A 15,588-nucleotide genomic window follows, 5' to 3' on the forward strand; every position below is an offset into this window, starting at 1 on the left:
TGAAGAGGTTGACCATGTTTAAAAACAGACTTGCCAGCCATCTTGAACGTGGCGTTATTGGTTTCCCCACGACGCTTGCCAGCTCCGTCGGGCTGATTATGGCAAGCCCGGTGATCCTGACCGTGACCAGTGGTTTTGGCTCAGGGGGAGATACCTTTGCTCTTGCGGTATTACTGGCATTTATTATGATGCAAGCGCAGATTACCACCTTTGCCGAAGCGGCAACGCTTATTCCCACGACTGGCTCCGTCTTCGACTATATTTCCTGCGGGATGGGGCGTTTTTTCGCTATCACCGGTGCGCTTTGCGCTTACCTGATCGTACACATTTTTGCCGGCACGGCAGAAACGATTCTCGCTGGCGTCATGGCGCTGGTGAACTTTGAGTCTGTTAGCGAACACGTGGCCATGCAGCACAATACCTGGATGGTTGGCGTCGGCATGGTAGTGGTTTTCGGGTTACTGAATGCCATTGGTGTTGAAGTATTTGGCAAGGTGGAAGTGTTTCTTACATTCGGTATGTGGACTACCCTGACCATCTTCGGTTTATGCGGGATCCTGTTATCCCCGGTCACTCATCATTCCGGGTGGTTTGGCGCACCGCTTGATGTCAGTAATCTTTCTGGTCTGTTTGGTTATATTGGCATGGCGATGTTTATGTTCGTCGGTTGTGAACTGGTCACGCCAATGGCGCCGGAAATTAAAAAAGCGCATCGTACGATTCCCAGAGCGATGGCGCTTGGCCTTTTAGCGGTGGCAGGTTGTATGTTCCTCTATGGCGCTGCGATTAACCGGCAGGTAAATAATGTGGTGGTCGATGCGGCAAACCATATCTTTTTACTGGATACGCCGATGGCTATTCCCGCCTTTGCCAATCGTGTCATGGGACATGTCGGGCAATACTGGCTGGGCGTGGGGTTGTTGTTAGCGGGATGTGCGACGATTAATACGCTAATGGCGGCAGTACCGCGTATTATATACGGCATGGCGCTGGACGGCGCTTTGCCGCGGTTTCTGACCTGGTTGCACCCCCGCTTTAAAACACCGGTCATCGCCATCGCATTCGGTGTTGCGATTCCCTGTTTACATGCCTGGTATCTGAACGGTGATATCGACCACATTGTTCCGCTGATCCTCGCTGCGGTCTGCGCCTGGGGAGTAGCTTATCTGCTGGTAACGTTATCGGTCGTTATCTTACGTATTCGGCGCCCCGATTTACCACGCGCTTACCGGGCCCCCTGGTTTCCCTTACCTCAGATTATTTCGAGCGTGGGTATTATTATCGCCATTATTAATATCGCGCCTCCAGGAATGAACAGTCGGGATGTACTTATACCATTCGGTATTATGCTTGGATTGACTGCCGCCTATGCCTTATTCTGGACATTATGTGTGCAACGGGTTAATCCTTTCCTCCCGCTTCCGGTAGAAGAGGTCGTGGAACGGGCTATGGGCAATTATGAAAAGCGAAACAATGAAGAGATGACGCCAGATGTCCTCCGTCCCCTGGTTTAAGAGCACATTAATGAACATGGTGTTACGTGATTTGAGCGGCTGGCGTTGTGAAAAATTGACCGAACATAGCGCCGTGCTGCATCTGAATGCATTTACCCAGGTTATCTGCCATGCTCAGCAAAAACGGTTATTCATGGCCAGTATTCACAGTTGTGAATTCAGGGTGAAAGGCACAATCAATTATCCTTTGCAGGGCAAAATTCGCGTTCATCAGCCCGGATGGCTGAAACGTTATCCCGTCATTTTTACTGGCAGCAAAAGTACCGCCGGGCTGATTAACTATCTTAATTGTTTCCCCAATTTACAACAGGCACTGAGTGAACTGGATTATCGTCGGTTTACGCTGGTTTTACATCATAAGGAATGGTATTGCAGCATTGAGCTATGGGCTGCTAGCGAAGTAGTTTGTAAAATGCCGCCGCTGCGCCGTTATCTGCGGCTTGAGCGGCACCAGCGTGTTCTTCTGCTTAGTGTGATAAATATGATCAATCAGGCCATGAATCAATGGCTGCAACAGGATACCGACGCCAGATAATATGACATTTTATTGAGGCATCAGATCAGAGAGTGGTATTAATTCAGGCATATATGACAATGGGGAAAAGACCCGCAATTGACGCGGGTTAAAAAGCACGCTTTCACATATGCTGTGCATGTTGTACCGAAGACATTCTGGTTCGGGAAACCAGTTCCGTGCGATTTATCACTTCTGTTTTAGCAAAAATATTACGTAAATGCGTTTTCACTGTTGAGAGAGAAATATTCAACTGACGGGCAATCAATTTGTTGCTGGCCCCTTCGCAGACCATTCCCACAATTTCACGCTCTTTGGCGGTCAATATTGACTCCAGATCGTTGTCTTCCTGAAGAGAATCATGAATCGCCAGTCCCAGTAATGGTTGTACTGCCTGGGCTCGCAAACGCTCTTCGCTGGAAAAAGGTATATCGCGCATTAATGAAATGCCCGCGATAATACGATGGCCCCGACGAATAAAGATCTCAATCATGTCGCACACATGATTAGGTAGCATAAATTCATGATAATAATGGCGATGTCGGGCACAGATACCGGGCGTCATCGTCGCTACGGTAACAACCTGTTGGCCGAACCGGGAAGGCGATAGCGGGTCTAATGGTTGAAAATGCTCCAGATATTGTTGGTGTGTGCTATTAGAAATGTTATGTAAAACATAGGCTTCTGGCTTTAAATAAGCATTAACACGATAAAAAACCGCCGACGACAGAGGAATGAGTTGCGCAATGCTCTGTAAGCAATGGAGAGTGATCCCGTCATTATGGCCAGTAGTTGATAAGGCTGACATGTTATCTCCTTCCATCCGGATGAGCGCGTCGGGGCGCAGTAAAATAGTGGTATGTTGAAACATACAATTTACATTCGGTTAACACAATCATTCACATGTTAATAATGTGACGTATGTTGCGGTATTTTTTATAACATCTTGAAAATAAATGATTTTAATTTAAATCCTGTCTGGTTTTCTAAAAAATAATTTAAAATTATTAATATGATTTTTTTCTGTCGCGGTTGACTCATCTCCTGAAAATGCCGTGAGTTCTCGTCCTTCAGGACGATATTCTTTTGAGACGACTGTTCTATGATTTTCTGTAATAGCGCAGGTTAACAGAGACTTAATTTCTGGCTCAGACAGGATTTGCTAAATAACGTTTCAATAGCGTCATGCGCTATGCAGAAAACCGGCGTATCAATAGATACAGCCTGCTCTCGGCATTCTGCCCGCAGCGCCAGACGAACGCTATTGCGAAATGTGAGTCATGTCTCCGCATCAGAAATGATAACTACAGGACAGAATAATGTTGAATCTCAACACATTACGGCAACAACAAATCCCCGTAATGACGGAATATCGCGCGCAGATACCCTTTCATATTCTGGCAAAGCCCATAGGCCCTGCATGTAATCTGGCCTGCCGCTATTGTTATTATCCACAGGGCGAAACGCCCGTAGAAAAAATGAATGAATCAACGCTGGAGATTTTTATTTGTCGCTATATTGCGGCGCAACCTGCCAGTGCGCGTGAAATTAATTTTGTCTGGCAAGGCGGTGAACCGCTTTTAGCCGGAATCGGTTTTTATAAAAAGGTAATAGCGCTTCAACAACGATATGCGCCTGACGGCGTGACGATCAGTAATAGTCTGCAAACGAATGCGACGTTGTTAAACGATGCCTGGTGCCGTCTGTTTCGCGACAATAATTTTACTATTGGCATCAGTCTTGAGGGCAGTGAAGACTTGCAAAATCATCATCGTCCGGGCAAACGCGGCGAGGCCAGCTATCCGGCGGTGTTGCGGGGAATCACATTGTTACAACACTATCGAGTCGATTTTAATGTACTGATTGTCGTGCATGATGACATGGCTCGCCATGCGGCAGCCATCTACGATCATGTTGTTAGCCTTGGCGTTCGTTATCTGCAATTTCAGCCACTGATGAACGAAGGCAACGCCCTACAGCAACGTTACCAATTGAGTGCGGATAACTGGGGACGTTTCATGATTGATATCTGGCGTCAATGGCGCAAACGCGGCGATATGGGACGGGTTTTTGTGATCAACATTGAACAGGCATGGGCACAATATTTTACGCATATCAGCGCCACCTGTGTCCATTCCGCCCGCTGCGGAACGAATCTGGTCATGGAGCCGGACGGCAAACTCTATGCCTGCGATCATCTGATTAATAGCCAGCATTACCTGGGACAGCTTGCTAATAATACGTTAGCGCCAGCCGTAGATTCCGCAACCCGGCTTCCCTTTGGTATTAAGAAAAGCCAGCGCCGGGAGTGTCAACGGTGTTCTGTGAAAATAGTCTGCCAGGGAGGCTGCCCCGCACATATCAACAGTGCCGGCTACAACCGACTTTGTAGCGGCTATTACTCTTTTTTCACGGAGATTCTGGCTCCGCTACGCGCCTGGCCCCGGGATCTGAATGGACTGAAAGCCTGGCGTGCTGACGTTATGGGTAGATTTTCGGGCTGATGGTTCCTCTTGCCGCATTTGCCCGCCGCTCTTGTACAACATCCGTAGTCTGAAATGGAGAATAAGCCGTGAAAAAAGAAGTAACACTTGCCACACTTAGCATTATCTTCTCCGGTACGGCGCACAGTACGCAAAACGAACGTCCTGATATTATCGTGATTATCGCTGATGATATGGGATATTCTGATATCACTCCCTTCGGTGGGGAAATCCCAACGCCTAATTTGCAGGCGATGGCTGAGAACGGCGTGCGGATGAGTCAATATTACACGTCTCCCATGTCTGCTCCCGCCCGTGCGATGCTATTAACCGGGAACACCAGTCAGCAAGCGGGTATAGGCGGTATGTGGTGGTATGAAAATACCATAGGTAAGGAAGGCTATGAATTGCGCCTGACTGATCGGGTGACGACCATGGCTGAACGCTTTAAAGATGCTGGTTACAATACGCTGATGGCGGGTAAATGGCATCTTGGTTTTACGCCAGGCTCGACGCCAAAAGATCGGGGCTTTCGTCATTCTTTCGCCTTGATGGGGGGAGGCGCCAGTCACTTTGATGATGCCGTGCCGCTGGGAACCGTGGAGATATTTCATACCTATTATACCCGTGACAATCAGCGCATTTCACTGCCCTCCAGTTTTTACTCCAGCGAAGCCTATGCCAGCCAGATTAATCGCTGGATCAGCGAGACGCCACGGGAACAACCTATCTTCGCGTGGTTGGCCTTTACTGCGCCACATGATCCTCTGCAGGCGCCGGATGAATGGATTAGTCGTTTTAAAAGTCAGTATGAACAGGGCTATGCAGACGTCTATCGTCAGCGTATTGCTCGTTTGAAGAAACTGGGTTTCCTGCGTGATGACATACCTCTGCCAGGACTGGAACTTGATAAAGAATGGCAGGCGATGACCCCGGAACAGCAGAAATATACGGCGAAGGTGATGCAGGTTTACGCTGCTATGATCGCCAATATGGATGCACAGATCGGCACCGTTATTGAGACGTTAAAAAAGACCGGGCGCGATAAAAACACGATTCTGGTCTTCTTAAGTGATAATGGTGTGAATCCGGCGGAGGGCTTTCACTATGAATCTGAACCGGATTTTTGGAAGCAATTCGATAATCGTTACGAAAATATTGGTCGTAAAAATTCATTTATCTCTTATGGTCCCCACTGGGCTGATGTCAGCAATGCGCCTTATGGTCGCTATCACAAAACGACCAGCGGTCAGGGGGGAATTAATACCAGTTTTATGATTTCCGGTCCTGGTATCATCCATCATGGCGCCATAGATAACGCCACGATGGCGGCGTATGATGTTGCGCCCACGCTCTATGAATTTGCAGGTATTGATGCCAGTAAATCATTATCTGAAAGACCGACACTGCCAATGATCGGCGTGAGTTTTAAACGCTATCTGACCGGTGAAAGTCTGCACGCGCCTCGCACACAATATGGTGTTGAACTCCATAATCAGGCGGCCTGGATAGATGGGGAATGGAAATTGCGTCGTCTTGTCACAGTATTCCCACAGGCGGGTAATGCGCCATGGGAATTATTCAACCTGCAACGTGACCCCCTGGAAACGCATAATCTCGCAGCAAATTATGCGGATAAAGTGAAAATACTGAGCAGCGCATATGAGGCATTTGCAAAACAGACAATGGTGCTTTATGCCAAAGGCAAGCTTATCGATTATGTGGGTATCGACAGTAAAACCGGGCGTTATCTGGCTGTCGATCCACAGACATTGCAGCCAGTTCCTGCTCCGTTAGCGATTCCTTTAGACACAAAATCGGACCAATAATTATTGGTTACGTTTCAAATGATTATTCAACGCTCACATAACCGCATTCAGCCAGTGACTTTCAGGATGAAGTTTCTCAGCGTTGGCGATGTATCGCCGCGCCGGTATGCCAGAGCCAGTTTTGCGACGGGCATCTGGTCTGCAACGGGGCGGTATACTACTCCCTTGACATTAACCTGTCTCATTGAATCTGGAACCATCGACACGCCCATCTCTGCCGACACAAGGTTAATGACTGACGAAATTTGCGGCACGAGTTGACCAATTTTCGGTTCAAAGCCCGCTTTACCGCAGGCCTTGATCACTGCGTCATAAAGCGACAGGCCGATTTCACGTGGGAAGAGTAAAAAAAACTCATCTTTGAGAATCGAGAGTGCAATCTGTTTACACGCCGCAGCAGGATGCGTTTCTGCCAGCACAATAACCATTGGCTCTTCAGACAGTAACCTGAGCTGGAACCGTTCATTGCCTGTAAAACCGGGTCTCAGAAAGGCAACATCCAGCGATCCTTCATTCAATTCATCAGCCAGTTGGGTTGTATTTCCTTCCTCAAGCTGCAAACGAACGTCAGGATAAGCCCGCTTGAAAGTACGGATTGCGCCGGGCACCACACTGTTAAATGCCGCAGAGGCAGTAAAACCCACCCTTAACACGCCCGACTCCCCCCTGGCGACACGCTGCGCCGCCAGCACGGCTCTTGTCGCGGTAGCAGGCATCCCTTTAACAACATCATAAAATGCTTTTCCAGCCTCGGTTAATTCCGCGCCATGAGGCACTCTCCGGAATAGCTGCGCTCCCAGCTCTCTTTCCAGATCCTTAATCTGTTGGCTTAGCGGCGGCTGACCTATGCCTAATTTTGTCGCAGCCCGCGTGAAATGCCGCTCTTCAGCGACGGCGAGAAAATAGCGAATATGGCGCAGTTCCATCCTCATCTCCAAAAGCAATTAAGAATGGCACCATCATATATTGGAAGAATGAAACCAGCGAGCGCATAGTGAGGTTAACAGGAGGTGCAATATGCCCGATATTTCTCATACACCGACACGTAGCTGGCTTTTTACCCCAGCAATTCGACCAGAACGTTTCATAAAAGCAGTTGAAAGTGCGGCGGACATTTCTATTATCGATCTTGAAGACTCCGTCACCCCGAATGACAAGGCGCAGGCCCGGAAAATTGCGATGCAGTTCCTTTCATCCCGACCAAACTCATCGCTGAAAATAGCATTAAGAATTAATGGAATGAATACTCATGCTGGCATTGAAGACCTGCATATGTTACTGGAATGCCGTTTTTTTCCTGATTACATTATTCTTCCAAAAACAGAGTCAGCCGCGCACCTGCAAATCGTGGATAGTCTTATCATGATGGCTGGTTCTGATACTCGCCTTATTGGCATTATTGAGTCAGTTGTTGGGCTTAATGCCGTAGAGTCTATTGCGGACGCCACCCCCAGACTCTGCGGGTTGATGTTTGGCGCCGCAGATATGGCGGCTGACATTGGCGCCACACCCGCCTGGGAGCCTCTTGCGCTGGCGCGGGCCAGAATAGTGGCTGCCTGCGCTATGAAAGGGCTTCTTGCAATAGATGCTCCCTTCTTTGATATAGGCGATTTTTCAGGTCTGAAAGAGGAAACGCTGCAGGCGCTCAGTTTTGGTTTTTCTGCAAAATCGGCTATTCACCCCGCTCAGATTAGTGTAATCAACGCCGCATTTACTCCTACAACGGCAGAAATTAATCATGCTCGTGCAGTACTGACAGAGAATGCCAAAGGCGTCGGGATCGTTAGCGGCATGATGATAGATGCAGCCGTTGCCCGTCAGGCCCGGAGATTACTCGCCCGGGCAGGGATCTTTTCCTGATTTTATTAACAGAGGAATTGATTATGAACACGTTATTACCCGCTTATAAAACCATTAGCGAGGGGCGCTACCGAGAAATTTCGGGTCTTTACTGGGAGGATTTTCATCCCGGTGATGTTTTTGAACATCGTCCCGGCCGGACGGTTCTGGACGCCGATAATGTGTGGTTTACCCTGCTCACTCTCAATGTGCAGCCGGTCCATTTCGATGCGGCTTACGCCAGCAAAACGGAATGGAAAAAGTTACTGGTTGATTCAACGTTCACTCTGGCGCTTTTAACCGGTATGAGCGTGCGTACTGTCAGCGCCAAGGTCGTGGCCAATCTTGGCTGGGATAAGGTACAAGCCGTCCATCCGGTTTTCGCAGGGGATACACTTTATGCTGAAAGCACTGTACTCAGCAAACGCCTGTCAAATAGTCGCCCGGGACAAGGCATCGTTACCGTTCGGACATGTGGTATTAACCAGAATGGTGTAGAGGTCATGCGCTTCGAACGAACAATGTTAGTTTATTGCTGTGGATGTTCGCCTGAAGAAGACGCCGCTTATTGAGAAATCGCCCTGAGGTTTAGAGTCATGATGAATGTTAATGCAGTGTATGCCGAAAAATGCGTGACGCCTGACGAGGCGGTTACTTTAATTACCTCCGGCAGTCACCTCTCTATGGGAATGTTTGCAGCAGAGCCTCCAGCTTTGCTGAATGCGCTGGCAAAGCGAGCGAAAAGGGGAGAAATCAACGATCTGCGGGTTTACTGTTATGAAACAGCCAGCATTGCCGGGAACACTATTTTCCGTTATGAGCTAAGTGACTATATTCATCTCTACAGTATGTTTATTACCGGTATTGAACGGGCTTTAATACGTCAGGGGATTGAGAGTTCCGGGCGAAAAATAGTTAACTATGTACCTTCAAATTTTCATCAGGCGACGCGATTACTAGCTGATGATATTGGTATTGATACCTTTATTCACACCGTGTCCCCTATGGATAAGTATGGCTATTTTAATTTTGGAACTGGAAACGATTATTCCACCCGGATTGCGAGGACAGCTAAAAAGCTTATTGTCGAAGTTAACAAATATATGCCGCGCGTTCATGGAGAAGGTGCTGCAATCCATATTTCAGAAATTGACGCCATTGTTGAAAACCATGTCCCTTTAATTGAACTACCAATACGTACTGCCGTAGCCGAAGATATTGCTATCAGTCAGATTATCGCTTCTCTTGTGCCAGATGGCGCTTGTCTCCAGATGGGGGTCGGCGCATTACCGGAGCTCATCTGTAATGCGCTCAAGGAACATAATGATCTGGGGGTCCATACAGAGGCGCTGAATCCGGGGTTGGTAAGTTTGATTCAACAAGGCGTCGTTACCAATCAGCGTAAAAATATCGACCGGGGAATGTCTGTATTTACTTTTGCTATGGGACAAAAGGATATGTATGACTATCTCAACGACAACCCCTCTTTTTTTAGTCGGCCTGTCGATTATGTTAACGATCCGGGGATCATTGCGCAAAATGAGAATGTTGTCTCCATTAACGCTACCTTACAAATCGATCTCACTGGTGCCTGTAACTCTGAATATTTGCTTGGACACCAGTACAGCGCTTCAGGAGGGCAATTGGATTTTGTCAGAGGCGCATATGCATCTAAAGGAGGTCGTTCCATTATTACGACCCGCTCAACGGCCGCGAATGATACGATTTCTCGTATTGTTCCCCGCCTTGAGGGGCCTGTAACAACCCCACGAACGGATACGCACTGGATAGTCACTGAATTTGGCTCCGTAAACCTGAAGGGGCTCTCTTCAACCGAGCGTGCGCTCAGCATCATTGAATTGGCACATCCCAATTTTCGGCAGCAACTTAGAGTAGATGCAAAAAAAATGCATCTGATTTAAAAGTAGGTTAATGCTATTTTTTAATGTAGCATCCCTAAAATATAAACATCATGAGTCTATTCAAATGATAATTGACAGAATTGATCACCTTGTATTAACGGTATCTGATATATCAACCACAATAAGATTCTACGAAGAGGTACTTGGTTTTTCTGCGGTAACATTTAAACAAAACAGAAAAGCGTTAATATTTGGAGCGCAAAAAATTAACCTCCATCAGCAAGAAATGGAGTTCGAACCAAAAGCGAGTAGACCAACGCCGGGATCTGCCGATTTATGTTTTATTACATCGACACCGATAAATGATGTTGTGTCTGAGATCTTACAGGCAGGCATTTCCATTGTTGAAGGCCCGGTTGAGAGAACTGGAGCCACAGGCGAGATAATGTCTATCTACATCAGGGACCCTGATGGAAACTTAATTGAAATTTCGCAGTATGTTTAATGTTAAAACTTACTATTACTGCCTTTATTATGATCACGCATCCGTTTATATTGGTCTAATGGAGATCATATGGCAATAATTTCTGGAAAGAGTCTATGTTCAAACTTATTGACTTGAAGACATCGAGGAATTCATAAGAAAGCATAAAAAAGGGAAAGTGGTGCCCGGACTCGGAATCGAACCAAGGACACGGGGATTTTCAATCCCCTGCTCTACCGACTGAGCTATCCGGGCAACGAGGCGCATTAAACCGTAATCGCCTCGCTTCGTCAACGAAATTTCTTCAAATCAACGTAGACTGCACAATCTATCACCACTTTGTTGTTATTGCACGCAGAATCAGGCAAAAAACATCGCCCATGCGGCGGAGATCGGCATCGCCAGCAACAGCGCCGGGAGCATATTCACTACCGGAAACATTTTGATTCCACATACACGCAAGCCGGTAGCCACCAGCAGCAGTCCACCCACGGCGCTAAAGTCGCCCATCATTGCCGGCGTGGTCAGTGGAAGAATGAGGGTGGCGCAGGCGGCAAGCGTTAACTGGATAATCAACATCGGCGCGCAAATCGCCGAAACGGCGATGCCAAGCGAACAGGCGAAAATAATGGCAGTGAAAAAATCCAGAAAAGATTTAGCGATCAAAATGTTTGGATCGCCGGTCATCCCTTCATGCATCGCGCCGAAAATACCGGTGCCGCTGGCGCAAAAAAGTACAATGATAGCGACGTAACTTTGAATAAATGAGTCGTGTGTCGGCTTCTTACCCGATGCCATAAATAATTGTTGGATTTTCGCGACTGCGCCATTAATGCCTTTTTCCAGCAAACAAAACTCGCCGATAAGCGCGCCGACCAGCGTCGCCAGCACCATCACCGGAAGATTAGCGCACTTCATCACCAGCAGAATGCCAATTCCCAGAGAGCACAGACCAAAAATAGACGTCATTGAGACGCGAATCCGTTCTGGCAGACGCTGACTTAACAGCGCGCCAATAACGCCGCCGAATAAAATTGCGCCAGCGTTAATAAAAGGTCCAATTACCACAATGACTCCTGTTATTTGTCTTTCAAATTGCCTTATTATCACGCGATTAAGCTGTTAATAGCTTGATTATCTGTGACGTATAGAGCGCTGATTTTACCTTGCGCCGCCTGGTGAAAGGTGCCATGATTGCGCGAAATTTCTCCTGCCAGCATGGGGCTCGCCGGGATGAACATAGCGCCTTTATATTGTCTTCACTGTCGCCTGACTGCGCGAGGTTTGCCCCTTTCTTTCCTTTTTTTGTCATCCCCGCTATGCGGTGAGGGCAGCGCACGCTCACTGCAGGACAACAGTAAAATCAGAAACAGTCTGTTTTTACTGATGTCTGGCGGTCGGAGCTGGTATCCAGTTTGACCCGGCATCTCGTTGGGCAAGGCATCGGGCCTTGTCTGGGGTTACTCTACTCCCGAAACGGATATTTGCGCTTATGAAATCAATGAATATTGCCGCCAGCGGTGAACTCATTCCCCGTCTCTCCACCCACCGAAACGTAGTGGCGCTGGACAGTACCGACTTTACCGATGTGGCCGCAGTCGTCATTACCACTGCCGACAGCCGTAGCGGTATTCTGGCGTTGCTTAAACGCACCGGTTTTCACCTGCCGGTGTTTATGCTTGCGGATGAACCCGTCAGCGCGCCTGTCGGCGTTACGGCGGTAATAGTCGGGAACGCGCAGGAATGGCTGGAGCTGGAAAACGCTGCCTGTCGCTACGAAGCGGAACTTCTGCCGCCCTTTTATGGCACCCTGACCCAGTATGTCGACATGGGGAATAGTACTTTTGCTTGCCCGGGGCACCAGCATGGCGAATTTTTTAGAAAACATCCCGCAGGCCGCCATTTTTATGACTTTTTTGGTGAAAACCTGTTTCGTGCGGATATGTGTAACGCCGATGTGAAACTTGGCGATCTGCTAATACATGAAGGTTCTGCCAAACACGCGCAGAAATTTGCGGCAAAAGTGTTTAATGCGGATAAAACCTACTTTGTGCTGAATGGGACTTCGGCGGCGAATAAAGTGGTCACCAACGCCCTGCTGACGCGCGGCGATCTGGTGCTGTTTGATCGTAATAATCACAAATCCAACCACCACGGCGCCCTGATTCAGGCCGGGGCGACGCCAGTCTATCTTGAAGCGGCGCGTAACCCGTTTGGTTTTATCGGTGGCATTGATGCGCACTGTTTTGATGAAACGTACCTGCGCGACCAGATTCGTGACGTGATGCCGGAAAGCGCCGATGCGTCGCGTCCGTTCCGCCTGGCGATCATTCAGCTGGGTACCTATGACGGCACTATTTACAACGCCCGTCAGGTGGTGGATAAAATCGGGCATCTCTGCGATTACATTCTGTTTGACTCCGCGTGGGTAGGCTATGAGCAGTTTATCAATATGATGGCGGATACCTCGCCGTTGCGGCTGGAGCTTAATGAAAACGACCCTGGGATCTTTGTGACCCAATCGGTACATAAGCAACAGGCGGGGTTCTCACAAACCTCGCAGATCCACAAAAAAGATAACCATATTCGCGGCCAGGCGCGTTTTTGCCCGCACAAACGCCTGAACAACGCCTTCATGTTGCATGCTTCAACCAGTCCGTTCTACCCGCTGTTTGCGGCGCTGGATGTCAATGCCAAAATCCACGAAGGGGAGAGCGGTCGCCGCCTGTGGGCGGAGTGCGTTGCGCTGGGCATTGACGCGCGTAAAGCCATTCTCGCCCGTTGCAAACTGCTTCAGCCCTTTATCCCACTGGTGGTTGACGGCAAGCCGTGGCAGGCATATCCGACGGAGACCATTGCCAGCAATCGTCGTTTCTTCAGTTTTGAACCCGGGGCGAAATGGCATGGCTTTGAGGGCTATGCGGATGACCAGTATTTTGTCGACCCCTGTAAACTGTTACTGACCACGCCAGGTATTGATGCCGATAGTGGGCGATACACCGAATTCGGCATCCCGGCGACCATTCTCGCCCACTATCTGCGTGAGAACGGTATTGTGCCTGAGAAGTGCGATCTCAACTCGATTCTGTTCTTGCTGACACCCGCCGAGAGCGAAGAGAAGCTGGCGCGACTGGTCGCGATGCTGGCGCAATTTGAACGGCACATTGAAGACGATACGCCGCTTGCGGATGTATTGCCGACGGTTTTTCAGAAATACCCGGTGCGCTACCGCGATTACACCCTGCGTGAGCTATGTCAGGAGATGCACAACCTGTACGTTAGCTTTGACGTTAAGGATCTGCAAAAAGCGATGTTCCGCAAAGAAAGCCTGCCGCATGTGGCGATGAACCCACAGGATGCCAACAGCGCCTTTATTCGCGGCGATGTAGAGCTGGTGCGTATCAGCGAGGCGGGCGGGCGTATTGCTGCCGAGGGGGCATTGCCATACCCGCCGGGCGTACTGTGCGTGGTGCCGGGGGAGATTTGGGGCGGCGCGGCGCAGCGTTATTTTTTGGCGCTGGAAGAGGGCATCAATCTGTTGCCTGGTTTTTCGCCGGAATTGCAGGGGGTATATAGCGAGACCGATGCCGATGGAATTCAACGCTTGTACGGATATGTTTTAAAGTAACGTTGCCTGCAGGCCGGATAAGGCATTTACACCTTATCCGGCCTGCGAAACAGGGCAAGGATTAATGTGCAACGGGTTGCGAACTTGCCGGAACGCGAACGTGTTTGTATTTGAACAAGGCTACGAACGCGAAGGCCAGCACCAGCGAGTAGCCTGCGAAGATGAGCCACACGGTCTGCCAGTCGGTAATGCCGTTTTGAGTGTAATACTCCACCACTTTACCGCTCACAATGCCGCCCAGGATACAGCCGAAGCCATTGGTCATCATCAGGAACATCCCCTGCGCGCTGGCGCGGATTTCCGGGCGTACTTCTTTTTCGACAAACACCGAGCCAGAAATGTTGAAGAAGTCGAAGGCGCAGCCGTACACAATCATCGACAGTACCAGCAGAACGGTACCGAACGGCGTCGGGTCGCCATAAGCGAACAGGCCGAAACGCAGCATCCACGCCACAATACTGATAAGCATAACGTTCTTAATACCATAGCGGCTCAGGAAGAACGGAATGGTCAGGATGAATAACGTTTCAGAAATCTGCGAAATCGACATCATCACCGAGGCGTGCTGCACGATAAAGCTACTGGCGAATAGCGGATCTTTATCAAAGCTATGCAGGAAGGTGTTGCCAAACATGTTAGTGATCTGCAGTTCCGCGCCCAGCATCATGGAGAAGATGAAGAAAATCGCCATCCGCTTATTTTTAAACAGCGCAAAAGCGTCAAGGCCCAGCATTGATGTCCAGCTCTGGTTTTTCTGTTGGTTCGCCACCGGAATGTGCGGCAGGGTAAAGGTAAACAGTACCAGCAGAACGGAAAGCGTCGCGCCGATATAAAGCTGCATATGGCTCAGCTCGAAACCGGAGAAACTCACGCCCCACATCGCCAGAATAAAGCCAATGGTGCCCCAGATACGGATAGGCGGGAAGTCAGTCACAATATCCATGCCGGCAGACTGCAGGCGGTAATACGATATAGTATTGATCAAGCCCAACGTCGGCATATAGGCCAACGAGTTAAGCAGGATCACAAAGAACATCGCCCCAGGCGTAGTGACTTCCGCGGCCATGAATAGCGTGATGGCGCCGACGACATGACACAGGGCATAGACCCATTTCGCGCTCAGCCATTTGTCAGCCACAATGCCTAGCAAGGTCGGCATAAAGACGGCGGCAATCCCCAGTGAACTATAAACTGCGCCAATAGATGCGCCGTCAAATTTTAAGGTGACGAACATATACGAGCCCAGGGTAGTGAGCCAGCTTCCCCACAGACAGAACTGCAGAAAAGAGAGTATTTTAAGCTGCAGCTTAAGATTCATGTTAATTTCCTCACACCTGAGAGCGGATGAATGTTTTAAAAGGCACATTTGCCGTTGTGATTTGGTGTGATTCTATCAATGAGAGGCGGGCTTTTTTTGTTACCTGTGACAAATATT

13 protein-coding genes and 1 tRNA gene are annotated in these 15,588 nt (G+C 49.0%); 9 read left to right on the plus strand and 5 right to left on the minus strand.

Annotated elements, in window-relative coordinates; genetic code table 11:
* Nucleotides 1-14 precede the first annotated feature (14 nt).
* Both QEN31_RS03615 and QEN31_RS03620 read left to right on the plus strand, forming a co-directional pair.
* Nucleotides 15-1,514 carry an APC family permease gene (locus QEN31_RS03615; RefSeq protein ID WP_099949608.1) on the plus strand — a complete coding sequence of 500 codons (1,500 nt, stop codon included), beginning with the start codon at nucleotides 15-17 and terminating at the stop codon, nucleotides 1,512-1,514.
* The gene (locus tag QEN31_RS03620) at nucleotides 1,492-2,049 is read left to right on the plus strand and encodes a DUF3156 family protein (protein WP_000100106.1); all 558 of its coding nucleotides are present in this window, start codon (nucleotides 1,492-1,494) and stop codon (nucleotides 2,047-2,049) included. The genes QEN31_RS03615 and QEN31_RS03620 overlap by 23 nt, the downstream gene beginning before the upstream one ends.
* 103 nt (nucleotides 2,050-2,152) lie before the next feature.
* On the opposite strand, the gene QEN31_RS03625 is transcribed toward QEN31_RS03620, so the two are convergent.
* On the minus strand, nucleotides 2,153-2,836 hold the full coding sequence (locus QEN31_RS03625) for a helix-turn-helix transcriptional regulator (protein ID WP_001275362.1): 684 nt from the start codon (nucleotides 2,834-2,836) through the stop codon (nucleotides 2,153-2,155).
* A gap of 511 nt (nucleotides 2,837-3,347) precedes the next feature.
* Between QEN31_RS03625 and QEN31_RS03630 the strand changes: the two genes are divergently transcribed.
* On the plus strand, nucleotides 3,348-4,532 hold the full coding sequence (locus QEN31_RS03630) for an anaerobic sulfatase maturase (protein WP_000933432.1): 1,185 nt from the start codon (nucleotides 3,348-3,350) through the stop codon (nucleotides 4,530-4,532).
* A gap of 68 nt (nucleotides 4,533-4,600) precedes the next feature.
* Nucleotides 4,601-6,340 carry an arylsulfatase gene (locus tag QEN31_RS03635; RefSeq protein ID WP_000712459.1) on the plus strand — a complete coding sequence of 580 codons (1,740 nt, stop codon included), beginning with the start codon at nucleotides 4,601-4,603 and terminating at the stop codon, nucleotides 6,338-6,340.
* Between the two features lie 47 nt (nucleotides 6,341-6,387).
* Here QEN31_RS03635 and ripR read toward each other — a convergent pair whose 3' ends face one another.
* Nucleotides 6,388-7,266: an itaconate degradation transcriptional regulator RipR gene (gene ripR / locus QEN31_RS03640; protein ID WP_000423170.1), complete on the minus strand. Its 879-nt coding sequence runs from the start codon at nucleotides 7,264-7,266 to the stop codon at nucleotides 6,388-6,390.
* A gap of 91 nt (nucleotides 7,267-7,357) precedes the next feature.
* Here ripR and ripC point away from each other — a divergent pair, with 91 nt between their 5' ends.
* The 4 genes from ripC (at nucleotide 7,358) to QEN31_RS03660 (ending at nucleotide 10,546) form a co-directional block, all read left to right on the plus strand.
* Nucleotides 7,358-8,200, plus strand: coding sequence for an itaconate degradation C-C-lyase RipC (gene ripC, locus QEN31_RS03645; RefSeq protein ID WP_001112897.1), 843 nt, complete (start codon nucleotides 7,358-7,360; stop codon nucleotides 8,198-8,200).
* Nucleotides 8,201-8,223: 23 nt separating this feature from the next.
* Complete coding sequence (gene ripB / locus QEN31_RS03650) at nucleotides 8,224-8,751, plus strand: (R)-specific enoyl-CoA hydratase RipB/Ich (RefSeq protein ID WP_001094307.1); 528 nt, start codon at nucleotides 8,224-8,226, stop codon at nucleotides 8,749-8,751.
* 24 nt (nucleotides 8,752-8,775) lie between these two features.
* Nucleotides 8,776-10,101: an itaconate CoA-transferase RipA/Ict gene (ripA, locus tag QEN31_RS03655; protein ID WP_000982337.1), complete on the plus strand. Its 1,326-nt coding sequence runs from the start codon at nucleotides 8,776-8,778 to the stop codon at nucleotides 10,099-10,101.
* 64 nt (nucleotides 10,102-10,165) lie between these two features.
* Entirely contained in the window at nucleotides 10,166-10,546 is a 381-nt protein-coding gene (locus QEN31_RS03660) for a VOC family protein (protein ID WP_000582675.1), read from the plus strand.
* A gap of 158 nt (nucleotides 10,547-10,704) precedes the next feature.
* Here the strand turns inward: QEN31_RS03660 and QEN31_RS03665 are convergent.
* Both QEN31_RS03665 and QEN31_RS03670 read right to left on the minus strand, forming a co-directional pair.
* Nucleotides 10,705-10,780, minus strand: a tRNA-Phe gene (locus tag QEN31_RS03665).
* 105 nt (nucleotides 10,781-10,885) lie between these two features.
* Nucleotides 10,886-11,593, minus strand: coding sequence for a DUF554 domain-containing protein (locus tag QEN31_RS03670; RefSeq protein WP_000234466.1), 708 nt, complete (start codon nucleotides 11,591-11,593; stop codon nucleotides 10,886-10,888).
* A gap of 424 nt (nucleotides 11,594-12,017) precedes the next feature.
* Between QEN31_RS03670 and QEN31_RS03675 the strand changes: the two genes are divergently transcribed.
* Nucleotides 12,018-14,153, plus strand: a complete 2,136-nt coding sequence (locus tag QEN31_RS03675; RefSeq protein WP_000839738.1) for an ornithine decarboxylase — start codon at nucleotides 12,018-12,020, stop codon at nucleotides 14,151-14,153.
* 61 nt (nucleotides 14,154-14,214) lie between these two features.
* Here QEN31_RS03675 and QEN31_RS03680 read toward each other — a convergent pair whose 3' ends face one another.
* Entirely contained in the window at nucleotides 14,215-15,471 is a 1,257-nt protein-coding gene (locus QEN31_RS03680) for a nucleoside permease (RefSeq protein ID WP_001049804.1), read from the minus strand.
* Between the last annotated feature and the right edge of the window lie 117 nt (nucleotides 15,472-15,588).

Source organism: Salmonella sp. SA15303, from assembly GCF_029962125.1.
Taxonomy (GTDB): Bacteria; Pseudomonadota; Gammaproteobacteria; order Enterobacterales; family Enterobacteriaceae; genus Salmonella; species Salmonella enterica.